The sequence below is a fragment of the Salibacterium aidingense DSM 18341 genome, assembly GCF_000429685.1.
In the GTDB taxonomy this organism is placed as follows: domain Bacteria; phylum Bacillota; class Bacilli; order Bacillales; family Marinococcaceae; genus Salibacterium; species Salibacterium aidingense.
In genome coordinates this window covers 158,341-181,822 of record NZ_AUCI01000008.1, presented here as the reverse complement: position 1 = coordinate 181,822, position 23,482 = coordinate 158,341, and the positions used below count along the sequence as shown (strand labels likewise).

The 23,482-nt window shown below is 45.1% G+C and carries 21 protein-coding genes, 1 tRNA gene and 1 pseudogene; 4 read left to right on the top strand and 19 right to left on the bottom strand.

The window, feature by feature from the left end; all coding sequences use genetic code 11:
- Positions 1 to 12: 12 nt before the first annotated feature.
- The 13 genes and pseudogenes from G475_RS0109920 to G475_RS26775 all read right to left on the bottom strand — a co-directional run.
- Positions 13 to 1,173 (bottom strand): MFS transporter, encoded by a 1,161-nt coding sequence (locus G475_RS0109920; RefSeq protein WP_026701172.1) that lies wholly within the window; start codon positions 1,171 to 1,173, stop codon positions 13 to 15.
- Positions 1,174 to 1,244: 71 nt separating this feature from the next.
- Positions 1,245 to 2,462: an EAL domain-containing protein gene (locus G475_RS0109915; protein WP_026701171.1), complete on the bottom strand. Its 1,218-nt coding sequence runs from the start codon at positions 2,460 to 2,462 to the stop codon at positions 1,245 to 1,247.
- 101 nt (positions 2,463 to 2,563) lie between these two features.
- On the bottom strand, positions 2,564 to 3,472 hold the full coding sequence (gene metA / locus G475_RS0109910) for a homoserine O-acetyltransferase MetA (RefSeq protein ID WP_026701170.1): 909 nt from the start codon (positions 3,470 to 3,472) through the stop codon (positions 2,564 to 2,566).
- Positions 3,473 to 3,591: 119 nt separating this feature from the next.
- A complete protein-coding gene (locus tag G475_RS0109905) occupies positions 3,592 to 4,104 on the bottom strand; it encodes a DUF4352 domain-containing protein (protein ID WP_169728519.1) in 513 nt (170 codons plus the stop codon).
- Between the two features lie 103 nt (positions 4,105 to 4,207).
- Positions 4,208 to 5,032, bottom strand: a complete 825-nt coding sequence (gene nadE / locus G475_RS0109900) for an ammonia-dependent NAD(+) synthetase (protein WP_026701168.1) — start codon at positions 5,030 to 5,032, stop codon at positions 4,208 to 4,210.
- A gap of 52 nt (positions 5,033 to 5,084) precedes the next feature.
- The gene (locus G475_RS0109895; RefSeq protein ID WP_026701167.1) at positions 5,085 to 5,402 is read right to left on the bottom strand and encodes a hypothetical protein; all 318 of its coding nucleotides are present in this window, start codon (positions 5,400 to 5,402) and stop codon (positions 5,085 to 5,087) included.
- Positions 5,403 to 5,478: 76 nt separating this feature from the next.
- On the bottom strand, positions 5,479 to 5,895 hold the full coding sequence (locus tag G475_RS0109890) for an acyl-CoA thioesterase (RefSeq protein ID WP_026701166.1): 417 nt from the start codon (positions 5,893 to 5,895) through the stop codon (positions 5,479 to 5,481).
- On the bottom strand, positions 5,864 to 8,245 hold the full coding sequence (locus tag G475_RS24665) for an AAA family ATPase (protein WP_051302372.1): 2,382 nt from the start codon (positions 8,243 to 8,245) through the stop codon (positions 5,864 to 5,866). The genes G475_RS0109890 and G475_RS24665 overlap by 32 nt, the downstream gene beginning before the upstream one ends.
- A 375-nt stretch (positions 8,246 to 8,620) precedes the next feature.
- Entirely contained in the window at positions 8,621 to 9,148 is a 528-nt protein-coding gene (locus tag G475_RS24660) for a VanZ family protein (protein WP_084414072.1), read from the bottom strand.
- 119 nt (positions 9,149 to 9,267) lie between these two features.
- A complete protein-coding gene (locus tag G475_RS27175; RefSeq protein ID WP_169728518.1) occupies positions 9,268 to 9,393 on the bottom strand; it encodes an FbpB family small basic protein in 126 nt (41 codons plus the stop codon).
- Between the two features lie 415 nt (positions 9,394 to 9,808).
- Complete coding sequence (gene acnA, locus G475_RS0109870; RefSeq protein ID WP_026701165.1) at positions 9,809 to 12,547, bottom strand: aconitate hydratase AcnA; 2,739 nt, start codon at positions 12,545 to 12,547, stop codon at positions 9,809 to 9,811.
- 165 nt (positions 12,548 to 12,712) lie between these two features.
- Entirely contained in the window at positions 12,713 to 14,125 is a 1,413-nt protein-coding gene (selA, locus tag G475_RS0109865; protein WP_026701164.1) for an L-seryl-tRNA(Sec) selenium transferase, read from the bottom strand.
- A 77-nt stretch (positions 14,126 to 14,202) separates the two neighbouring features.
- A pseudogene (locus G475_RS26775) lies at positions 14,203 to 14,385 on the bottom strand (Rdx family protein); the annotation flags it as partial.
- A 141-nt stretch (positions 14,386 to 14,526) separates the two neighbouring features.
- Between G475_RS26775 and selD the strand changes: the two are divergent.
- Positions 14,527 to 15,594: a selenide, water dikinase SelD gene (selD, locus tag G475_RS0109855; protein ID WP_407636198.1), complete on the top strand. Its 1,068-nt coding sequence runs from the start codon at positions 14,527 to 14,529 to the stop codon at positions 15,592 to 15,594.
- A 210-nt stretch (positions 15,595 to 15,804) separates the two neighbouring features.
- Here selD and phnC read toward each other — a convergent pair whose 3' ends face one another.
- From phnC to phnD, 3 genes are read right to left on the bottom strand one after another with little or no spacing between them, the layout of a single operon-like run.
- On the bottom strand, positions 15,805 to 16,554 hold the full coding sequence (phnC, locus tag G475_RS0109850) for a phosphonate ABC transporter ATP-binding protein (RefSeq protein ID WP_026701162.1): 750 nt from the start codon (positions 16,552 to 16,554) through the stop codon (positions 15,805 to 15,807).
- A gap of 20 nt (positions 16,555 to 16,574) precedes the next feature.
- Positions 16,575 to 17,336 (bottom strand): phosphonate ABC transporter, permease protein PhnE, encoded by a 762-nt coding sequence (gene phnE, locus G475_RS0109845; RefSeq protein ID WP_026701161.1) that lies wholly within the window; start codon positions 17,334 to 17,336, stop codon positions 16,575 to 16,577.
- Positions 17,337 to 17,363: 27 nt separating this feature from the next.
- The gene (gene phnD / locus G475_RS0109840; protein ID WP_026701160.1) at positions 17,364 to 18,281 is read right to left on the bottom strand and encodes a phosphate/phosphite/phosphonate ABC transporter substrate-binding protein; all 918 of its coding nucleotides are present in this window, start codon (positions 18,279 to 18,281) and stop codon (positions 17,364 to 17,366) included.
- A gap of 133 nt (positions 18,282 to 18,414) precedes the next feature.
- On the opposite strand from phnD, the gene G475_RS0109835 reads away from it, so the two are divergent.
- A complete protein-coding gene (locus tag G475_RS0109835; protein WP_026701159.1) occupies positions 18,415 to 19,287 on the top strand; it encodes a selenium metabolism-associated LysR family transcriptional regulator in 873 nt (290 codons plus the stop codon).
- A 4-nt stretch (positions 19,288 to 19,291) separates the two neighbouring features.
- On the opposite strand, the gene G475_RS0109830 is transcribed toward G475_RS0109835, so the two are convergent.
- Both G475_RS0109830 and selB read right to left on the bottom strand, forming a co-directional pair.
- Positions 19,292 to 20,320, bottom strand: a complete 1,029-nt coding sequence (locus tag G475_RS0109830; RefSeq protein WP_026701158.1) for a glycosyltransferase — start codon at positions 20,318 to 20,320, stop codon at positions 19,292 to 19,294.
- Positions 20,307 to 22,217 carry a selenocysteine-specific translation elongation factor gene (selB, locus tag G475_RS0109825; RefSeq protein ID WP_026701157.1) on the bottom strand — a complete coding sequence of 637 codons (1,911 nt, stop codon included), beginning with the start codon at positions 22,215 to 22,217 and terminating at the stop codon, positions 20,307 to 20,309. The genes G475_RS0109830 and selB overlap by 14 nt, the downstream gene beginning before the upstream one ends.
- 146 nt (positions 22,218 to 22,363) lie before the next feature.
- On the opposite strand from selB, the gene G475_RS0109820 reads away from it, so the two are divergent.
- Positions 22,364 to 22,460, top strand: a tRNA-Sec gene (locus G475_RS0109820).
- Positions 22,461 to 22,466: 6 nt separating this feature from the next.
- On the opposite strand, the gene G475_RS0109815 is transcribed toward G475_RS0109820, so the two are convergent.
- Positions 22,467 to 22,901: a YueI family protein gene (locus G475_RS0109815; protein ID WP_026701156.1), complete on the bottom strand. Its 435-nt coding sequence runs from the start codon at positions 22,899 to 22,901 to the stop codon at positions 22,467 to 22,469.
- A gap of 138 nt (positions 22,902 to 23,039) precedes the next feature.
- Here G475_RS0109815 and G475_RS0109810 point away from each other — a divergent pair, with 138 nt between their 5' ends.
- Positions 23,040 to 23,468: a DUF2621 domain-containing protein gene (locus G475_RS0109810; protein WP_026701155.1), complete on the top strand. Its 429-nt coding sequence runs from the start codon at positions 23,040 to 23,042 to the stop codon at positions 23,466 to 23,468.
- Positions 23,469 to 23,482 lie beyond the last annotated feature (14 nt).

Here is a 23,482-nt window from a genome sequence, read left to right as displayed (position 1 = left end):
CCTCCTTTACGATTAAGCCGAAGCCAACGTGTTTTTTACGCGAAGGGAATAAAAGATAAGAAAAACTGCCCCTGCCAGGCTGAAGATACCAAGCCACACGTACAGCCCGCTTCCCCCAAGCTGCTCCATTGCCCAGCCGCCGCCTAAAGCTCCAGCAATTCCGGATATTCCAAAGAACGTGGTAATAAATAATAAGTGTCCCGTAGCCTGCAATTCTTCAGGAACAATTCTTGTCATATAACTGATCGAAGAAAAATACATTAATCCAAATGTTACTCCGTGAAACACCTGAAGCCATAAAATGTAGACAGGGTCGTCCGCGACTCCCATGATAAACCAGCGGGAAGCATACAACATCCCTGCAATAATAATAAAAACAAGGGGATGAAACCGTCGGAACCACAGAGCCGACAAAAAGAAAACGACAGCCTCGGAAACCACGCCGATAAACCAGGCTCTCCCAACAAGAGATTCCCGGCCGCCCAGTTCCATGATATACAAGCCTAAAAAACTATCGTTCGCGCGGTGGCCGATCGAAATAAAAAACAGCAAAATCAAAAAGATCACTACTTCTTTTCTGAGTCCAAATTGAACCGCGTGCAGAATCGTAACCGGCTTTTTAGCCGGTTCAGCATCCCGAAGGAAAAAAATAAGGCTGAAGGCTGCAGCTGCACAAGTTAAAAAGGGCAGAAAAATGAAACCAGGATGAAACTGTTCAAGCAATATCCCGGTGAGAAGGGAAGTAATCGCAAATCCCATCGAGCCCCACATCCGGATCGAACCAAAATTTAACCCGCGTTGAGTAACTGTTTTTTGTGTCAAACTATCTCCCAGAGCGGTACAGGGAGCAAGGAATAAAAAAAGGAAAAACATGAAAAGCATAAGGGACCATAAAACATTCATCTGGAAAAATACTAGACTGATGCCCATAGCCATCCCCATGCAAATCATGAGTACACGTTTAATGGTTTTCCATTTATCGCTCATATAGCCCCAAAACGGCTGGGCAAACACAGAAGCCAGGGGCCCCATCGCCATAAGCCAGCCGATTTGTGTCTCGGTCATTCCTTTGAACTGGAAATAAATAGGGGCATACCCTACCATAACCGTCAAGGCAGAATAAGCAAAAAATAAATAGGTCATTAATGGGAAAATTCCCTTTTGCCGGATCATGCCTGTACTCCTTTCCGTGTGACAGCGATTTCAATATCAAAAGAAAACCGGCCTGCGGCTGCCGGTGTGTACTAAATCAAAAAGTCTTTTTCAAATAGATAAGAATAAGGGATGTCAATAAATACATAAAGATCTTCGTTGATCGGATAAGAATACGTTCGAATTCGTTCTTCTTTATGAATATCCGTATAAAGATCAGACAAGATGCCCTTTTTTTCAAAATTCATCCGGACAATGTTTTCAAGAAAATAAGGGCGCCAGCTCCAATTTCTATTCCGTTCTTCAAAATGATACTGCCAGTTTCCTTCCTTATCGAGCACCGCATTGCCGGACTGCTGGAAGCCCTCATAATTACAAATATAGACCCGGAATGTGATGTCTTCGAGTTCGGAGGCAATACTTTTCGTCAATTCGTCCATATCAATCGGTTCTTTTTTGTTTTTTAATGCTTCCTGAAGGCGGGCTGCCAATGTATTGGTTAATTCAATCTGGGCTTCTATCTTTTTTTTCTCAAAATGAAGGAAGTGATTAAAATCTTTACGCAGGGTTTCCGCAAAAGTCATTTTATCCAGAAAACCGGGTTTTGGTTTTCCCAGATAATGACCTTGAAAGTATCTGGCCCCTTGCTTCCATGCAAAATTTAACTGGTTGAATTCACTTATATTTTCGAACAGGAGGGAAGCCCCGATTTTTCTGGAAAGGACCGATAAGGAATGCAGGGCTTCTCTAAACATTCCGGGAAAGGAGTGATCTTCCATGAATTCAAGGTCCACCTTTACAATATTGGGATTTAAATAGGCGATTTCATCCAAATGGGTGGAGCTTTTTCCTAAATCATCTAAGGCGACGTTAATCCCCATACTCTGAACATATTGGATAACATGTTTCAATTGAGACAAATCACCGTGAAATTCATGTTCTTTTAATTCCAGTACAATATTTTCAAACAACATGCCTTGTTCTTTATAGGCATTCATCCGGTTGAAGAAATGTTCGCCCCCGTCCGTTATAATTAAGTTTGCATCAATATTTAGAAACATGTAATCTCCGCGGCGCTCTTCCAGAAATACCATCAGTGCCTGGTGGTGGATATGTTCCTCGATTTCGAGACGATATTCTTCAGGTATGGAAGAATCCTGAAAAAAAGGAGCCAGGCTGATGACCTCTTCGCCAACCTTATAGCGCCCCAGCACTTCATACCCCATAATTTCCTGTTTGTCCGCACTAATAATAGGTTGATAGTGAGGGAACACATTTTGTTTGTTCATGACAATATCAAGAGCATCCATCGTTATCACTTCCTCTGTCCCAGACGTTTCTTCTATGACCGAATACCGGCCGCTGCAAATAGAAAGGTCTGTATAAGCTTCCTGTTATACAGACCCTGACGCTACGCAAAATCGTAAGGAGTTTGCTGATAAACGAAATAGTTTAACCAGTTGAGAAATAAAAGGTTGGAATGAGCCCTCCAGCGTAATGGCGGGTTTAAAAGATGATTGTCTTCCGGAAAATAATTTTTCGGCAGCTTGGTGGAAATCCCTCTCCGCGCGTCCCGTTCAAACTCCTCGCGAAGCGTTTCTGCATCGTATTCGCTGTGACCGGTAATGAATATCTGCTTCCCATTCCTTGAAGCCAGCAGGTAAACCCCGGCCTCTTCTGATTCTGACAAAATGTCGAGATCCGGTACGCTGTCCACATCTTCTCTTCTTGTTTCCGTATATCTGGAATGAGGAGCATTAAATACATCATCAAACCCCCTCAGTAAACTGTGGGTGGGGTCATGGATCTGATGTTCAAAAACGCCGAACTTCTTCTTCTCCAGCGGATGTTTCGGAATACCGTAATGATAGTATAACGCAGCCTGGGCTCCCCAGCAGATGTGAAGAGTGGACGTAACATTCGTCTTACTCCATTCCAGAATCTTCTTCATTTCCTCCCAGTAATCGACTTCTTCAAACGGAAGTTTCTCCACAGGAGCCCCGGTGATGATCATGCCGTCAAAGGTACGGCTGCTCACCTCGTCAATCGTTTTATAAAAAGCAGCCAGGTGTTCATGCGGAGTATTTTTCGAGCGGTGTGTATCCGGGTGAAGAAAGGAAACGTCCAGCTGCAGTGGAGTATTACCCAGCATTCTTAATATCTGGGTTTCTGTTGTTTCTTTTAAAGGCATTAAGTTTAAAATAAGAATTTTAAGCGGGCGGATGTCCTGCGTGTAGGCCCGGCTCTCATTCATAACAAATATGTTCTCTTTTGTTAATACGTCTTTGGCCGGCAGGTGATCGGGTACTTTTATTGGCATACGTCTCTCTTACTCCTTATTCTATTTCTCTTTATGATATTTCGTATAGTGGTATCTTAATTCTACAAAATATCATGAAATAGGAAAAGAATCAATTACCGGACAGAGAGACCTTTCCTTTAAGACTCCTGGCGTTTATCTTCATTTACATTTAATTTCCAGCTCGCGAGGCCGCTCCCTGTATGATTAGTATAGGACAATTCATAGTGGCCGGAGGGACGGACGTTGAAAGCAAGCGTTCCTCTTCTCAGACCTTCCGGGCGGAGCTGCCCCCCAACTAAACGCTGGTCTTCATGAGACGAATCGTGTTCAGCGCTATAGCCTTCTTCATCAGTTACTAAAATATTAAATAAAGGAATTTCCTGTGTTTCTTCCGACGCATTAAAAAATGACAAATCTACCACTATAAATGAATCTCCGTCTTCTTTTGTCATATAGGCATCATGGACTGTAATATCAAATTTTCCAACTCTTGCGGTTTCCTGCATTTCCAAAAGAAAATCGGAATTTGCGGAAACCGTCTGGTAAAATTGTTCGCTTTCTCCAGCTGACCGTTGTGATTGTAAAAACATTCCGCTGAAGATACCTAATACCAGCATAAGTGCAAGCAACAGCCAATATTTTTTATCCATTTCCTTTTCTCTCCATTTCTCCTTAAAACATCTCTCTTTTTCGATCAGGTCTACACCAGGAAAAAACAGCGGAATGACAGGATGTACTACGGTTATGGGAGGATCACTTCCACCAGTCGTCATGGATGGTGACCGGCAGCTGACGTTTGTGTTCCGTCTGTTCATATCGTTTTATTATTTTATCTTTTACCTCCGGATCAATATCTTTCCCTTCCAAAAAGTCATCGATTTGATGATACGTAAACCCTAATGCCTCTTCATCGGGAAGTCCCGGTTTATCACTTTCCAGGTCGGCCGTCGGTACTTTCTCAAAGGTATTGGAAGGGGCATCCAAGGCGCGCAGCAGCTGCTTTCCCTGTCTTTTATTCAATCCGAACAACGGAGCAACATCGCAGGCTCCATCCCCATGTTTTGTAAAAAACCCGGTTAAGGCTTCCGCCGCATGATCTGTCCCCAGAACAAGACAGCCAAATTCTGCAGCAATGTCATATTGAACCTTCATACGCTCCCGGGCTTTAGTATTTCCTTTATTAAAATCACTCATTTCCGTGCCAACTGCTTCTTTAAATGCCTCTTCTGCAGCATCTACCGCTTTTTGGATGTTCACGGTGACGGCCTTGTCCGGAGAAATATAATTCATGGCCGTAACGGCATCTTCCTCGTCGAACTGCTCTCCGTAGGGAAGACGCATCGCTATAAATGTATATGTTTTCGATTCTTCGTTATTCAATTCTGAAACAGCCAGCTGGGCAAGTTTTGCGGCAAGGGTGGAATCCTGGCCCCCGGAAATACCCAAAACGTAGCCGTTTGCTCCCGTTTTTTTTAAATAGTTCTTCAAAAAATCTTTTCTTTCTATGATTTCCTGATGCTCGTTGATATCGGGTTGAACTTCTAAATCGTCTATGATTGTTTGTTGAGTGACTTCCATGTTTTTCCCTCCAGCACTATTCTTTTTTATATTTACCTGTTCTTTGTGTATTCTAAACTTCATCTGAATAAGGAAGGATAAACCGCTCGAGCTGGGCCACTATCCCTTCCTCCTTAAGTATACGAACCTGAGTAGCTCCTAATAGATCAAAGTGCGGAAATGTCCGGCGCTCATGTATCCATTCTGGTTTCAAGCCATATTGTTTTCCCCATGCCGACAATGTATTGACATCAGCACAGCCTGCTTTCGTCACACAACGGCAGTCGGGAAATCTTGGATCATACCAATAATGGGTGATAAAGGCGATTTCTCCATTGTTTACTTTTCGCTTCCATTCATTCAGCTCACGCCTGTTAATTCCAAAAGCCATGGGATCCCCCTCCCCTTTTTATACCACAGTATTTATTTTCCTGTCGGAAAATGTGCCAGAAAAATTGACAAACCAATTACTGTTTATTTTTCTCGTAGGCTTGATGCCACTCCGGTAAATGTTTTTTTATGGATAAGGGGCGGAACGTGGTTTTATTCACACACACGTGACTGCTGGTCCCTTCCGCACACTGTTCTCCTTGACCATTGGTGATGGAGTATCCGTATACGACCCGGATACCGTCATACTTTTCAATCCATGTATATAACAGAACCGTATCTCCATAACGAACCGGTAATTTGTAATGTAAATCAACCTGGATAACCGGAGAGACAATACCGGCTGCTTCCAGTTCTTCATAGGAGAACCCCAGCTTATGGATAAAATGAGTGCGTCCCAGTTCACACCAGACGATATAATTCGAGTGATGGACAATCCCCATTTGGTCCGTCTCTGCATACCTAACTTCGATTTCTGTCACGGATTCCGTCATGTTTTTCATTCCTTCTTTCTGATTGTTTATACTGAAACGCGGCTTCCACATCCTCTATGGTCACGAGAACGAGCTTCTCTTCAGACAGCTCCTCCTCCTGAGAAAGACGGTAAGCCTGCTGTTGAAATAATTCTTCTGCCATATCTTCTGCAAAACGAGCGTTTCCGGAAGTATCCATTTGTTTAAAAACACTGCTTAAATGAATGTCTGCTCCTTTTTCAAAGAAGTAACCAAATCTTCGACAATATTCAATCGTAATGTGAACAAGATCCTCTACCGGAAACGAGGGAAAATAAAAGGATTTTTTAAAGCGGGACTGTAAACCGGGATTCATTTGGAATAATTGGTCCATGGGACCTGGGTAACCAGAAAGAATCACCACCAGATTATGCTCCTGCTTGGTCATTTCTTCCACTAGTGTATCCAGAGCTTCCCGGCCAAAGTCTGCCTTTCCGGCAGCCGCGAGAGAGTAGGCTTCATCAATAAAAAGCACTCCTCCCAGCGCTTCTCTAATTTTCCGCCGTGTTTTAACCGCCGTCTGGCCTGTGTATTCTGCCACGAGCTCACTTCTTCCAACGACAATTAAATGCCCTCGTTTCAACAGATCCATTTCTTTTAAGATTTCTGCATACAGCTGGGCTACTGTCGTTTTGCCCGTGCCTGGAGGTCCCGTGAAAACGGTATGGAGCTGAATCGGAGCAACAGGCTGTCCTGCCTTTCGGCGCTCCGTTTGAATCTTAATAAAGGAAGCGAGTTTTCTCATTTCCTGTTTTACATTATCCAGTCCGATCAAGGACTCCAGCCGGTGTAATGGAGAGACCTGATGTTCATTGTTTTCTTCTGCCGCCGGATCTTTCATATCTTCAGCAGTCAGCAGAGCAAAATCGTCCATTGCCCCGGTAGATTCCGCACCTATCTTCGCCCCCTTTTGAAAAATAGCATCCATAACGATATCTTTTATCGTTCTTGCATTTCCAAAACTATCGTCTACCTGTTCGTTTTCAATACGTTTTTTTAATTCTTTTGCCGCTTCTTCACTAATAACAAAATCATTATCAAGTGCTGTTTTTTCTGCTATTTTCTGAAGCTCCTCCAAGGAATAGTCAGGAAGATGAATGTGATTACTTTCCGGAAAACGACTTCGAAGTCCTGGGTTGGAGCGTAAAAACTGTCTCATTTCTTCAGGGTATCCTGCCAGTATAACAGCAAATGTTCCGGCATATTCTCCACTGGTCATCGCCGTTATAAGGGTATCGATGGCCGTCTGGCCAAAATCGTTGGCAGACATTCCCTCCCGTTTCAAACTATACGCTTCGTCAATAAATAATACTCCGCCTACAGCTTCTTTCACAAGGTTCATTGTTTTTTCTTCGGTTTGTCCAACGTACCCTCCAACCAGATGGGAGCGGTCCGCTTCGAGTACTTCACTGCGCTGAAGCAGACCAAGCTGATGGTATATCTGCGCCAGCAGATGAGCAAGCATCGTTTTCCCAGTCCCTGGATTCCCGGTTAGAATCATGTGCAGACTTCGTTCATCATTTAATTGATACCCTTTTTCTTTTCTTAATTTCTGATATTGTAAATAGTGGTATAAACGATGCACTCTTTTTTTTACATTTTCCAGTCCTATTAACTGTTCCAGTTCATATAAAGGGTTCTGATCCGGCTTATGGGACGTTTTCGTATGCTTCATTGCTTCTTCCCAGTGATCTTTTTTTTCATTTATACGTGATAATGCTTCTTTCATTTGTTTTACCTGCTCCGGGGAATAAAAAGAGCCGGACGCTGTACGCAGGTATTCGCCTGAAGCTTCGAATAAATCTGTATAGGCAGATAATCCTTCTTCGGTCAGGTTCTGCATCAACGCTAAATCATAATTGTAGTCTTCAGCTGTCTCTTCCAAAACATGCTTTCCATTTTCTAAAAAATGCTGGACCTGCTTTAAATAGTGGAGTTCTTTATCTGCGGTATCATATAACTGCCTGGCTGCTTTCTCTCTCGCACTGCTTTGATCTGTTTCTCGTATCGAAGTCAACGGATGAGTAAAAGCCATTTCTTTAATATTTTCAAGCTGTTCTAAGGTGGAAAGCTTTTGGATAACAGCTTCCTCTTCCAGTAATTCCCTTCCGTTGTGCATCCAGTGTTTGACCATTGGATCAAAGCGATAGCGCAGATTAAATCGGTCACGAGCCATTAATCCATAAATTTTAGCAGAAAGGTCCCGTTCTTTTTTGTGATCCGGATTTAATTGATCCAGCCAGTTCTTCGCTGTTTGAACCTTTACTACTTCTTTTTCTTTTTCCCAATTGTCTACTGCCGTCTTTATGGACTCGTACTTCGATTCGGACAACAACGACACTCCTTTTAAGGCACTGCTTTGCAATAGTTTCGCTGCAAACAGAGGCTTTCTCCCCTTGCTTAGGATAACGTATTATTCAGAGACCTTTAATAAGGTAACATTCACAAGAAAAGGGAGCTGTATCAAAGGTACAGCTCCTTTTCTATGACAAAGAGAAGACCATGAAGGGCAAGAGCGGAAGGCGGCGACTCCGGGCCAACAGGATGTTGGTCATGCAGGCGTTGCCACATGATGTGGCGGTTTTAGCCTGTTTCCTTTTCAAGCAGCAGCTGAGGCGCTGCCCGCTGCAAGCGTCCGCCTGCAGCGTATGCCCTCGTGATTCACCAAGAACTTATGGCTATTAATAGACTTTTGATACATCCCCCGTTAAAAATAGTCCATTTTATGATTTTCTCTTACACTGTATTTTGAAACGAGCCAGCGGATGCACAAGGTGCAGAATGCCCCTGCTATCCCGCCGATAGCGTTTAACAGGACATCATCTACATTTGCTACACGATGCGTAAAAATATATTGGTTTATTTCAATAAAGCTGGACAAAATGAGCGATAATACAGGTACCAGCCATATTGCTTTTCTTTTTTTCTCCATCCCTGCTGCCATTAACAGCCCAAAAGGAAAAAACATGATGACGTTTCCTCCAAGTATAATCAGCGGGTCTGCGATATCCGGACTGTAAATAGCAATTCTATATATACTGCGTAAGGGGACCAGATTATAGTTTCTTCCTCCCGGCCCGAGGGGCCCGTAAGAAGCTCCGTGGTTCCACGCAAATAATGTGACATAAAACAAAATAGATAAATAGATGAATAGTAATATAATTAAAATCGTTTTTCGGGTAAATAGATCATTAGTGTTCTTATCCCTTTTTGTATGTATCTCAAACTTGTTCATGCTCATCTCCTGTTTTCAAAGACCTGTCCCTTATTCTATTATCTGTTTTGAATATCTTTTTGACAAGAGAAATTATGTCTACAGGCATATAAGAAAAATACCCGCCATTTTTCAGCGGGTTAAGACATTTTCCGTTTATTCTCCCATTTTTCTTCAAGTTTATCCAATAACGCAGGAGTATTTTTAATTTCCTGCTTATTTGCCTCAATGAGATTTTTTAATGATTGTTTTTTTTGTTTATACATGAACATACCTCCTTTATTTTTAGTTTTGACATGTTATTTTGTATTTATACTAAGTACAGTACGTGAAATTTTAAAATATGCAAGATCTTGGATTAAATTTTCGAAGCAGCGATAGATAGTTTATGGTTCTAAAGTTTCATTATCTTAATGGTTTTATCGGCCAAATAAATAGTTTTTTAATATTTTTAGACAAAATTCTACAAAAATTAATTATGGTACGTGAAATTATAGAATAAAGCAGTCCATACTGACCCAGCGTTCTCTTAGATATTACTGTTCCAACCGTCCCGGTCTTTCTTGCCGCTGAATTCGCCTGTGTTTTACCTCTGGTCCACGTATCAATCGTTCCAATTCCCCCCTTTTTCACTTCCAAAAAAGGACTGCCCGGTATTCGGACAATCCTTTTGAATAGATATTAAACTTTCTTTTCTCCTTTAGCCTCTGCCAATTTGTCACGCAGTACAAGCTGCAGAATGCCTCCATGACGGTAGTAATCCATTTCAACATCACTGTCAAACCTGGCAATGGCCTCAAACGTGGTTGCTTTTCCATCCTCATCGACGGCTTCTACTACCACTTCCTCGTGAGGATGAACGTTATTATCAATTTTCACGTTAAACGATTCTTTTCCGGTTAATCCCAGCGATTCCGCATTTTCTCCTTCTTTAAACTGAAGCGGCAGCACTCCCATCAACACTAGGTTACTGCGGTGAATTCTTTCAAAGCTTTCTGCAATAACGGTTTTGATGCCCAGCAGATTGGTCCCTTTCGCCGCCCAGTCCCGGGAGCTTCCCATGCCGTAGTCTTTTCCGGCAATAACCATAAGCCCTGTATTATCTTGTTTATATTTCATCGCTGCATCATAAATAGCCATAACCTCGCCGTTCGGCCAATAGGTGGTATAGCCGCCTTCCGTACCGGGAGCGAGCTGATTTTTAATACGGATATTGGCGAATGTTCCGCGCATCATAACTTCATGGTTACCGCGGCGGGAACCATAGGAGTTGAACTGCGAAGGTTTCAACCCTTTATCCATTAAATATTTTCCTGCCGGGCTGTCTTTAGCTATCGAACCTGCGGGAGAGATATGGTCCGTGGTGACAGAGTCTCCAAATTTACCAATAACCCGCAGTTTATTAAGCGGTTTGATATCTTCCGGTTCTTCCGACATTTCTTCGAAAAACGGAGGATTTTGAATATAGGTGGACTCTTCCTCCCAGTCATAAAGCATCGGGTTGTCATCCGACTGCAGTTCATTCCAGCGCTCATTGTTGTCAAATACACTATCGTATTCGTCTTTAAATAATTTAGGAGATACGTTCTGATGGACAAAGTCTTTTACTTCTTCAGCAGAAGGCCAGATATCCTCAAAGTACACCTCGTTGCCGTCTTTGTCTTTTCCAAAAGAATCCTTACTCATGTCAAAATTAACATTTCCCGCAAGCGCATAAGCGACCACCAGCGGCGGAGAAGCAAGATAGTTTGCTTTTACAAGCGGATGAATACGTCCTTCGAAGTTACGGTTTCCGCTCAACACCGAAGAAACAAGCATATCATTGTCAGCTATCGCTTTTTCGATTTCCTCCGGAAGCGGTCCGCTGTTCCCAATACAGGTGGTGCAGCCGTATCCGACAAGATTGAAACCAAGATCATTCAAGTACGGCATCAACCCGGAATCTTCCAGATAACGTGTAACAACTTTGGAACCTGGAGCAAGGGAAGTTTTCACATACTCCGGCACATCCAGTCCTTTTTCGATGGCGTTTTTAGCCAGAAGCCCGGCGCCGATCATGACATATGGATTGGATGTGTTTGTACAGCTGGTAATTGCTGCAATCGTCACAGCTCCAGTTTCAAGCTTTGATGTCTTTCCGTTTTGATGTGTTACGTTCACCTTTTTATTTACGTCTTCTGGCGCAAGACCGAACCCTTGATTGCCTGCAGGCGCTGTCAGTGCTTCATTAAACGTCTTTTTCATTTGCGACATAGGAATTAAATCCTGTGGACGCTTTGGTCCGGAAAGGCTTGGCTCAATTGTAGACAAATCCAGTTCTACAATTTTAGAGAACTCCGGCTCCTCTTTTCCGTCTTCATAAAACAAGTCGTTAGCTTTCGCATAAGCTTCCACCATATCGATATGCTCTTCGGAACGCCCTGTCAGCCTAAGATAATTCAAGGATTCTTCATCTACCGGGAAGAAGCCGCAGGTTGCCCCGTATTCCGGAGCCATATTCGAGATTGTCGCGCGGTCGGCAAGAGGCATTTCTTTTAATCCTGGTCCGAAAAACTCCACAAATTTACCGACCACATTCGTTTCCCGCAGCAGCTGGGTTACTTTCAACGCTAAATCAGTGGCTGTGGCGCCGTTCGGAAGTGCCCCTTTCAGGCGGACACCAACAACGTCGGGAGCGGGAAAATAGGATGGCTGCTGAAGCATGCCGGCTTCCGCTTCAATACCGCCGACACCCCACCCCAGTACACCGAGACCATTAATCATGGTGGTGTGGGAATCTGTACCGACGAGAGTATCCGGGAAGGTATCAACTTCTCCATTTTCCGTTTCTTTTGTATGCACAACGGAGGCAAGATATTCAAGATTCACCTGATGGACAATTCCTGTAGCCGGGGGAACCGCTCTATAATTATCAAATGCTTTGGTTGCCCAGCTTAATAGTTTATAACGTTCTTCATTTCGTTCAAATTCCAGATTCATGTTCCGTTCCAGAGAATCCGGGGTGCCAAAACGGTCCACCTGGACAGAGTGGTCCACTACAAGGTCTACTGGAATGGCCGGATTAATCTTTTCGGCGTCTCCGCCGATGTCAGCCATCGCCTTACGCAGCGAAGCAAGGTCAACCACAGCCGGAACACCAGTGAAGTCCTGCAGGATGACCCGGGACGGCTTAAATGGAACATCTGCTGTTCCTCCCTCTTCCTTTCCCCACTTTGCGAGACTTTCCACGTGCTCTTTCTTGATCACTTTACCGTCCATCTGTCTTAATACAGATTCAAGGAGCACTTTAATTGAATACGGGAGCCTGGAGACATTACCGGCACCAGCTTCCTGCAGTGCTTTGATGTCATAATAATGATACGTCTGCCCATTCGATGTGAAAGTTTTGCGGGCATTAAATACATCGTGGTTCGCACTCATATGTATTCCCTCCTCTTAAACTATGATATAACAGATAATAGAAAAAGTCGAAAAAAAAGTTTTCCTTTCTCTGTTTGTCAAAATACTAAGGATTCCCTATCTAAGAATAGCAAAACTTGAATGAAATATAAATATTTTTTTTCAAAAACTCATAACGAGCAGAGATTATTCTCCATCGATATAAGCCTCCCAATAGAGCAGAGCAGAAGCCAGTTCCGCTATTTCTTCCTCGGCCACCGTCCGAAGATCCATCCATATCTTCCCATTCTTCATCCTGGCAGCAATAGATGGCTCCGCTTCCGTCCGCATTTTCTGAACCACTTTCTGTGCCTGTCCTTCCTTTGTTGCCACACTGACCACGGCAGTAGGAATTTCGACTTCTGGCATGGTGCCTCCGCCCACTTTGGACACATCCTCTTCTATTTGAGCCCGCCATTCAGAGAACGTTAGCTGTTTTAAAAGCTGCCAGGCCCGGCTTTTCACCTCTTCTTTTGATTCCAGCACCATCCGTACGGATGGTATTTGGTCTGCTTCCCCTTTTGCATAAGCTTTTAATGTTTCCTCCAAGGCGGCCAGCGTCATTTTATCCACCCGGAGAACACGGGCAAGCTGATGTTTTTTCAGAGCATCGATCCACTTTTTCTTTCCAGCGATAATACCGGCCTGCGGTCCTCCCAGCAGCTTATCCCCGGAGAAAGTGACCAGATCCGCCCCTGTCGATAATGCCTCTTTTACGGTTGGTTCATTGCCGATACCCTGCTTTTTAAAATCATAAAGGGCGCCGCTTCCTAAGTCTTCGTATACAAGCACGTCCCCATTTTCCTCTGCAATGTCTGTTAATTCGTGCAGGGGTACTTCTTCTGTAAATCCGATTGTTGTAAAATTACTCGTATGTACTTTCATCAGCATGGCTGTTTCTTCGCCCAGGGCTTTTTCGTAATCGCTGCGGCGGGTTTTATTTGTCGTCCCCACTTCCACTAGTCTGGCTCCGCTTTCTTCCATAATGGAAGACACCCGGAACGAACCTCCGATTTCTACTAGTTGACCACGGGAGACAATCACTTCTTTTTCGGATGCCAATGCTTTCAGCACGAAATATACAGCAGCTGCGTTGTTATTCACGACCATTGCTGCTTCCGCACCGGTTGTAATCTGTAACAGGTCCTCTAATACCGCATGACGGGAGCCGCGCTCTCCCGTTGTAATGTTATATTCCAAATTGGAGTAATAACGGGCTGTTCTGTGCACCTTCTGCACCGCAGCCTCACTCATGCTGGCGCGGCCAAGGTTGGTGTGGAGAATCGTGCCTGTTGCATTAATGATTTTTACGAGACGATCCCTGTCAAACGTGTGCAGACGCTCTTCCAGCCGTTCAAACAGATGATGTTTCACTGCCTCTCTTGATGATAGAGAAGGAGCGCTGCCATGTAAAAAAGCGGTACGCAGGTTGTCCGTTTCTTCGCGCAGCCAATTTGTCAGCAGCATGCTGTCCCCAAGATGTTCCTGAAGCTGCTGGAATTGGGAGGTATTTTGCATATCATGTATAGGCGGAATCCATCTTACCTGTTCCCTTGTCATTCTAAGCCACCTTCTATTCGTATATACACCAGGGGCTAAAAGAAGCGGCCGGCAGCGAAGGCCGACCGTTTCTGCTATTATTTTCCTATGTCATGAACCAGCTTATCTTCATCGGGAAACGTTCCCGTTTCTTTTTTGGAATACACTTGTTCTCCGTCGACGGTAACTTCAAACACCCCGCCGGATCCGGTGATAAGCTGTATCGACTCAATATCGGCCCGATGTACATCGTATAATTTATCCGCGAGACCCACGGCTTTAGGAGCATAATTTCACTGCATGCAGAATTCAATACTTACTTTCATCCTATCTCCCTTCCTATATTGATGATGCCTTTATTTTAGTGTATTGTTTGTGTTCATGCAAACAAACAGATTATACTAAAACACGAAGATGATTGTATGGAGGTGAACCGTTTGAGTAAGGAAGAAAAAATCAAGCTCACCAGTCTATCCTCAAAAGCCGGCTGAGGATGCAAAATCGGTCCTGAAGACCTGACGCAGGTCCTGCGTCATTTACCCGAAAGAGAAAAAGATCCAAACCTTTTAGTCGGCATGGATACCTCCGATGATGGTGGGGTTTATAAATTAACGGACGACATTGCTCTTGTCCAATCGGTCGACTATTTTACCCCGATTGTGGATGATGCTTACATGTTTGGACAGATCGCGGCGGCAAATGCGTTAAGCGACATCTATGCCATGGGGGGCAGACCGGCGACAGTTCTCAATATTGTCGGGTTTCCCATTCAGGAACTGCCGGATGATATCCTGGCAGGTATGATGAAAGGCTCGGCAGATAAAGTGTATGAATCCGGCGCAACCATTGTTGGCGGGCACTCTATTGACGATGAAGAACCAAAATACGGCCTGGCTGCCACCGGCATTGTCCATCCGGATAACATCTGGGCCAATCAGGGGGCAAAACCTGGCGATGCCCTTGTCCTGACAAAACCGATCGGGGTCGGTATTATGACCACAGCAATAAAACGTGAGGTTATTACTGCTTCACAGGAAGAAGCGGTAACACACGTCATGGCAGAACTGAACCATACTGCTGCGGAAACATTAAGATCCTATCGTCCCCATGCGGTAACAGATGTCACCGGCTTCGGCCTGCTTGGACACGGTTTTGAAATGGCAGAGGCCAGCAGCGTCACATTTACTTTTCAGACAGATAAGGTTCCTGTCCTCGACGGTGCTGCCGAACTTGCCGAACAAGGGGTCATTCCCGGAGGTTCAAAGGCGAATGCCTCTTATCTGGCTGACAGCATAACGTGGGAAAACAACGTCACGGAACTTACAAAAAGTATTCTCTGCGATGCCATTACTTCCGGCGGACTTTTAATCGCCATGGACCCCGCGGAAGCCGACGATTATGTAAAAGACATGCATAAAAAAGGGAAAACCGAGACGGCTGTTATTGGTACCGTTGAAGACCGAAAAGAAGCTTCCATTCACTTACGCTGACTCCGCCTGTTTTATAAACAATAGGCTGGGACAAAACAGTATCAAAACAAAAAAAATCCGAACGATTTCTTCCACAGATCGTTCGGATTTTTGTGCATTTGTCCTATCGCTGCGTCAGAATAGGCCGCTTCACGCGCACGACACATTTGGTTTTTTTGAAACCTGCTTTCTTTTGGCCAAGCCCCTTTGTTTTTTAAAGGAATATATTATCTAGGCGTGAATTGCTTTCCCGTATATAGTTTCCAGATTTTCTTCTCCCAGCTCCGCAGGAGGTCCGTCATAGATAATTTCCCCATTGGATAATCCGACCACCCTGGTTGCAAACGTTTTAGCCAGAGTGACATCATGAACATTCACCAAGGATAATAAATGCTGTTTATGATGCACTTCTTTCAATAAATGAAACACAGCCCGGGCCGTTCCAGGATCAAGACTTGCGACGGGCTCATCTCCTAAAAACACATCAGGCTCCTGCATCAAAGCGCGGGCCACTCCTACACGTTGTTTCTGCCCGCCGCTTAAGGATTCCACGCGCCGGTCGGCCATCTGTGATAAACCAACCTCCGCCATGACTTCCCGGGCCTTCTTTTTTTCCGCGTGCGTAAATATTCCGGCAAAATTCACAAACGAGCTGCGTTTCCCGAAAAGGCCCGTTAAAATATTCTGCTGCACGGTAAGCCTGGGAATAAGATGAAAATGCTGAAAAATCATGCCAGTACGGCTCCGCCAGCTGCGTCTCTGAGCTTCGGACATCGAGGCCAGGGATTCTCCCTGAACCCGAACTGTTCCTTCGGAAACAGGCTGCAGGGCATTAATTGTCCGGATCATCGTAGATTTTCCAGCCCCGCTCGGCCCGAGGACACAAACAAATTCCCCCGCTTCCAGGGACAAATTAATATTTTTAACCGCCGGCTCTGCCGCTTTAGGATAATAAACCGTTACATTTTCCAGTTCTATCAATGGTTTCCCTCTTTTCTTCCTTAAATGACCCGTTTCCGTACAAAAGCTCCGAATAAATCCACGATAATGACAAGCAGCATGATAAGCATAACTTCCACCGTTACCGCTGCATAGTTAAAGCTGTTAAAATCATTGATCAATTTTTGGCCGATACCGCCGCCGCCAATAAAGCCAAGAATCAAGGAGGTTCGTATCGCGACCTCAAATCTGTAAAAATAATGGGACAGCACATTGGGCCAAATTTGCGGCACAATCGAAAAAAGATTTCCAAGGCGTCTCCCGGCCCCAACGGACTTCATCGCTTCCTGCGGGCCTGGATCAGCAGCCTCGACCAGTTCGGATATAAGCTTTCCAAGCACACCAATATTATGAAGCAGTATGGCAAACACCGCCGGAAACGGCCCAAGCCCTAATACGACAACAAAAATTAAGCCAAAAACAATCTCCGGAATCGAACGTAAAATCGATAAAAAGAACCGAACCACGTAATAAAGAAGCGGATTTGCAGCTGTATTTTTGGCAGCAGCAAAGCTGAAAGGCAGAGCGATGAGCAGGGCAAAAAACGTCCCTAAAAACGCAATCGCAAGCGTCACGAGAACCGGATCAATCAGTGCAGGGATAACCTCCCAGCTCGCAGGAAAAAATTGTTCCCGGATAAACGTAACAGCATTGCTGAATTCTTTAAAATTGCTCCATTCAAATTCTGTTTTGCCCATGCTCCACCAGGAGAAAAATACGAGCAGGAGCACATATATCCAGGCTCTTTTTTTAAACCAGTTCATTCTTTCTACTCCTTTGACCGCCCTGCCTTAGTCTTCTATGCTTTCCATATTCAGCATGCCAAAATCCTCCGCTGCCTGAGCAATACTTTCATAGTTACTGTGATCCGTTTTTACAAAGGAGGAGGCCCCTCCAAATATTTCTAAAATCTCTTCGTCTTCAATGCTTGTAAAGGCATCCTGAAACTGCTGCTTTGTCTCCTCGTCCATTCCTTCCGGAACCGCCCACGGATATTGATACAGCTGTTCCGATTCCCAGATTGTTTTTATTTCACTATCATCAATGACACCTTCATCAACCAATTCATTGTAAATCGCACTGTCAATGGCACCTGCCTCTACCTCCTGATTCGCGACTGCATTTGCCGTCACATCGTGAGAGCCTGTATAACGAACGGAAGCAAAATCATGGTCTTCTTCCGATTCAAATACGCCTCGGTCTCTCAGCTCAAGCCCGGGAATGAGCGAACCAGAGGTAGAAGAGACACTTCCAAAAGCAAAATCAACTTCCCCGGCCTGTTCCAGCATTTCATCCAGGCTGTCCCACGGCTGATCTACATGAGAAATAATATAGGAATAATAATATGGCTGCCCGTCTATTTCTTGTGTTACGATAGCTTCTGCCCCGCTTTCCTCATTTGCAATTACATAGGTGAGCGGACCCAGATAAGCAAGATCAATATGGCCAAAATTAAGTGCCTCCACCACCGCGTTATAGCTCGGATAGTGGTCTACTTCCACTTCCCGGTCCATGGATTCATTTAACGAGGATTCCAGCGCATCCAGCCCATCTTCCATTTCTCCAGCGGATTGAGCCGGAATAACAGCGACTTCCAGCGCTTCACCAGAGCTTTCCCCGCCGCCTTTGTCTTCCTTTTCTCCGACATCCCCGCATCCTCCAAGTACAAGCAGGGAAGAAGCTGTCAGTGTCGTCAGCCATTTTTTCATGTTATGTACCCCCTGTTTCGTTAAAATAATCATATTCATTCTAAAAAAGAATAACAATTGCGTTATTAAGCTATCATTGTTTACGATAATTGTAAAGAAACTCGAATTTCCATGCAGAAAAGAAGGTGAGGGCATGAATGAAAAACAATTGCAGCTCTTCCTGGAGCTTGCGGAGTACCGCAGTTTTTCCCAGACGGCACATCGATTAAACATATCCCAATCCACCGTTACAAAACAGCTCCAAAGTCTGGAAAACGAGCTTGGAACAAAACTGATTGACCGGCAGAACGCCGGTCTCACAGAAGAAGGAGAGATGGTGTTTGAAAAAGCTAAAAGCCTTTTGACCGAGTGGGGACAGCTGCGAAAAGCCTGTCAGACAAGGGGAACCAAGTATACAGAATCGCTGAGGATCGGAGCGGGCACTACGCCTGGCACCTATTTTCTCCCCTCTTTATGTAAAGAATGCCACTATCATTATCCGCACTGGCGTCTCCACCTGCATATCGACGATTCCTCTACGGTTCTCTCTCTTTTGCTTGACAAAGAAATTGACGTTGCGATCATCGGAGCCAAGGTAGACAAGCCCCATGTCATTTCCACCAGGTTTTGGGAAGACAGACTTGCGATTATTGCCCCTCCCGGTGAAAATAATGAAACAGTCGAATCTTTTTCCGACTTGACGTCCCGGGCCTTTGTAAAAAGGAAACAGGCTTCCGGCACCTTTCAGGCTGTGGAAAAAGGGTTGAAAAACTGGGGCGGTTCGCTGGCAGAGCTGGAAACAGCAGCCGTTGTTCCAAATACAGAAAGTCTGCTTTCCTTGGTTGAAGCAGGTATCGGCTTTGGATTCGTTTCCGAATACGCGCTTCCTGCCGCCAGAGCCAGAGGATGTGTAAATAAAGGTTTTCTTTCCCATAAGCGGGAATTTTACCTTGCTTTCAGTAAAGAAAAAAAAGATCACCCTGTCATTCAAGCCTTCAGGCAGGTGGCCGAAGACTGGAAAGCATGACATATCAATGAGAAAGCAGCGAATAATATAAATCGGTATATTTGCCGGCCTCTTCCTCCGGGTGATGATATTTCTGAACGTATGCAGCAGAGGCGGCCTTCATTTTTTTGTACTGAGCCGGATGTTCTAATAAGTGGTAAAGTTTCTCTGTGCATTCCTCCGGCGAAGCAAAAAGATACCCGTTTACTCCGGGTGTGATAACACTTGCATTTCCGGGGTTCTGCCTGGCCAGCGCCGGTACGCCGAGGGCCATTCCTTCGAGCAGACTTATCGGCTGGCCTTCAGATACCGATGAATTTAACACGACATCCGCCCACCGGTAAAAGCTTGTCATCGTCCCGCTGTCGACCGGAGATTTATAATGAAACCAGGGACGAATGGCGGCTTCCTTTTCCACCTGAAGGGCCACGCTTTCTTCTAATTTTTCTCCTACGAGTAAAAGCTGAAGATCAGGGTACACCGTTTTTATAGTATCCAAAGCGTTCACGGTATACAACACATCTTTCACGGGGCGCAGCCCGGCGGGAAGCAGCAGTTTTGGATACCCCTGCGGCAGAGAAGGCGTCACGCCAGCCTCTGGATAAGAAACAGCGACGGCTTGCGGAATCACGACTACACGTTCCTGCATCCACGGAAAATCGTGCAGCACTTTTTCTCTGCTATCTTCCGTAAACACAGCCAGGATCCCGGCTTTACTCAAAAAACGTTCCATTTGAATTTTCTTGAACCTCTCCTTTAAATCGATATTAATATCAGTTCCGCCCGTGGTTAACACCAGGGGTTTATGAAGATTAACTCCTTTTTCCTCCACAAATTCCGCTGTCCGTCTTACATGCAGGGCATGCACCACATCAGCCCAGTCCATCCACTCATCGATTGGAGCGGATTCCTCTTCAAAAGCATGAACGTGAACCCGATGCCCTATTTTCTCTAAATAGGTTTTCATTCGCTTTGCTGTTGTTGAATTTCCCCTTTTTGAATAGTAATAAGGAGTAAGATAAAGGATGGATAACCCTTGTTCAGTCTTGGTCATATGTCTCACGCCACACTCTTTCTTCCTGTTTTCGTTTCGTCCATTTTTGTTCATCCAGCCATTCCAAAAAGGGTACAAGGTATTTTCTGGATATCGCGGCGGTTTCTTTTGCCTGCTGGAGAGTAAAACCATCAGGATAATTGGCAGTAAGGGCCCGTATCGTTTTCATCATTTCTGAAACGGCCCAGATATGTTTATCATCCATGGAAACAGCCTCCCCGGCCTGCAGTAAGGAATACTTAAGTTCCTCGCTGAGATCTTCCGGGATCCCCTGTTCCTCCGTATATTCTGCCCACGGACGCGGAGATAAACCGTCCTGCTTCCATGCCTCCTCTGCACGAGTCATCCGTTTCTCCCACCCATCCGGGTAATAAGGTATATGAGAGGAGTTCGCTACATATTGCTTATGCCGGGCCACCTTGTGGTGTCGTTCTGCTTCATCGAGGATTCGTTCGGCAAGTTCCTTAGGGAGCGTTCCTTCCGCAAACAGCTGCAGTTCCTGCTTATTTTTTCCGATCCGTAAAGGATGGGCCTCATGAAAAGATTCTAGTTCTTTCATCATGTCCGCTGTTTTTTGCTCGTATAATTCCTGTAAAGTTATTTTTTTATTATCGTATTGTTTGGCTTCCCCTTGTTCAATCAAACGGGCGCTTATCTCCTGCACCTCTTCCAGTAACAGACCTGCTTCTTTTGCCAATTGTTCAGGTTCGAGCCATTTATATTCCCGCAGCGCCGCTTTCAAATGTTCTTCCGGTGTCCCCTGCAATTCCTTTTGAAGCAGCTCCACCGCCTGCCTCCCGAAACGGAGCCGTTCTGCATTCGGATTAATAATCCAGCCGCCTCCAATTGTTTCCATCGGAGAAGGCCTGCGTAGAATAAAACGGTCGTGCCGTTTGGTCACGACCGACTCATTTAATAAAAGCTGACAGTAGACTTCCTGCTTTCCAGGCTCCAGCACATTCCGATCAAAAAATATGATTTTGCCGTATACTTCTGCGGTGCCGAGGTGCAGCTTCACGGGTCCGCGCTGCTTGAGTGCATACACGGCCAGTTCGGAAGTATAGAGCACAATATTTAATCTTGTGGTTGTTATGTAGTGTTCTGCCGAGACGACGACGTCGCCTCTTTTCAGTTCTTCTCTATCGACGCCGCTGATATTCATCGCCAGGCGCTGCCCTGCTTCACCTTTTGACACCTTTTCTCCGTGCCGTTGCAGCTGCCTGATTTTCACCGTCTTTCGAAGCGGCAGTACCTGGACGGTATTTCCTTCTTCCACCGTGCCCTCGTATACCGTCCCTCTCACAATGGTCCCCTGACCATGAACACTGAATACTTGATCGATTGGAAGGCGGAACGCCCCCCTGGGATTTCGGGAAGGAAGATCCTGCAGTATGCTCCTCAATGCTGTCCTGACTTCCTGTATCCCGCGGCCGGAAAGACTATCCACCTCCACCATGGCGGCATCTTCAAATGGGGTTCCCTGTACTTCTTCCCGTATGTCCTCTCCTGCCAGCTCAAGCAGTTCATCCTCGACCTTGTCTGCTTTCGTTACTGCTATCAAGCCGCCTTTTACATTCAGTAGAGATAAAATTTCAAGGTGCTCCTTTGTCTGGGGCATAACGCCTTCGTCGGCCGCCACCGTCAGAATGACAGCATCAATACCTGCCACTCCTGCAATCATCTGCCGTATAAAGCGTTCGTGACCCGGTACATCGATAATCGATACATCGATGTTCTCTGCTAATTGGAGGGGGGCAAAACCCGGTTCGATCGATACGTTTCGTTCTTTTTCCTCTTTCAAACGGTCTGTATCCCAGTCTGTTAACGCTTTGGTCAGGGTGGTTTTGCCGTGGTCAATATGACCTGCCATCCCTATCGTATACATTCGTTTCGCCATGGATTCCCCCGCCTTCTTCTTTATTTAAGAGACCTCTCTCCCTCTGTTCTGTCTATCTTACTATATGTCGAAAAACATTGAAAATCATTTCAATTGCTTGCAATGTCCTTATTGAAGGCGTAAAATACATTCCGTAATCTAGATACGGGGCCGGTTGCGATGCTGGTGCACGCCAAAGTCTTCAAAACTTTCCGGGAGGCGCGTGACGTCTCCGCTGGGTTCGATTCCCAGACGGTCCCGCCACTTTCTTTATTCCATTCCTAATAATTTTCTCCACCATGACCTCTTTGGTTTTTCCTTCGTATGGTCATCTGCCTCTTCTTCCACAAAAATTACTTCCCGGTGAACGGCATATTCCTTTGCAATAACAAGACCGACGTCACTCTTTTTGTCCATGGAAGTCACACGCCGAGCGTGAATCCCATAGTTCGAAGCGAGCTTCGTATAAGCTGATAACGCCTGGTAGCCGAGTTTGCCATTCACCACCATGATGGCATCGGAATGTTTCTGCAGCAGTTCTTCCACCTGAGGAAAAGTACCTTTTTTCATTACTTGTTTTTTCGTTAACGCAAGCAATACCCGCTCCCGGTAAGTTCCGAGAAACCTACGTTTTTCGTCGGGCTTCACCTCTTTAGGACCGTAGATCCCTTCTTCGAGATAATCGTTCACCTGTTTATCTGCCATTCCATTTACTCCTTTCCTGTCTCCAGTATATCAAACAACGGTTATCGACAATATTGCAACAATAAAGGCTTTCTCTATGTTTTTCGAGCGGGTTTGTGATAGAATACCGTTGAGATAAAGAGGAACGAGGTGAAACAGATGCCTTCTGATATGTTCATGTGGTTTATCGTCATATGGTCTGTATTTTTAACAGTCATGATGTTTATCGGCGGGTACTTCATGTTTCGCAAATTTTTAAAAAGGCTCCCGAAGGAAGACGGGCGGTCGATTCTGGATTGGCAGGATCACTATCTGGAAAGAACCATCCATTTGTGGCCGCAGGATAAGAAAGACTTACTGGAAGAATTGGTCGAACCGGTACCAGAACTGTTTCGAGATACCGCCCGGGAAAAAATAGCAGGAAAAGTCGGGGAACTGGCTCTGCAGGAAAATGCAAAGCGTATTGATGAAGACTTGCTGATCCGCGGCTATATTGTTGCCACTCCAAAACGGGATCATAAATTTCTGCGAAAAAAACTTGATGAAAAACAAATTGACGTCAGCCCTTACGAGCATTTATTTTCATAAGAAAAGCCGTTCCT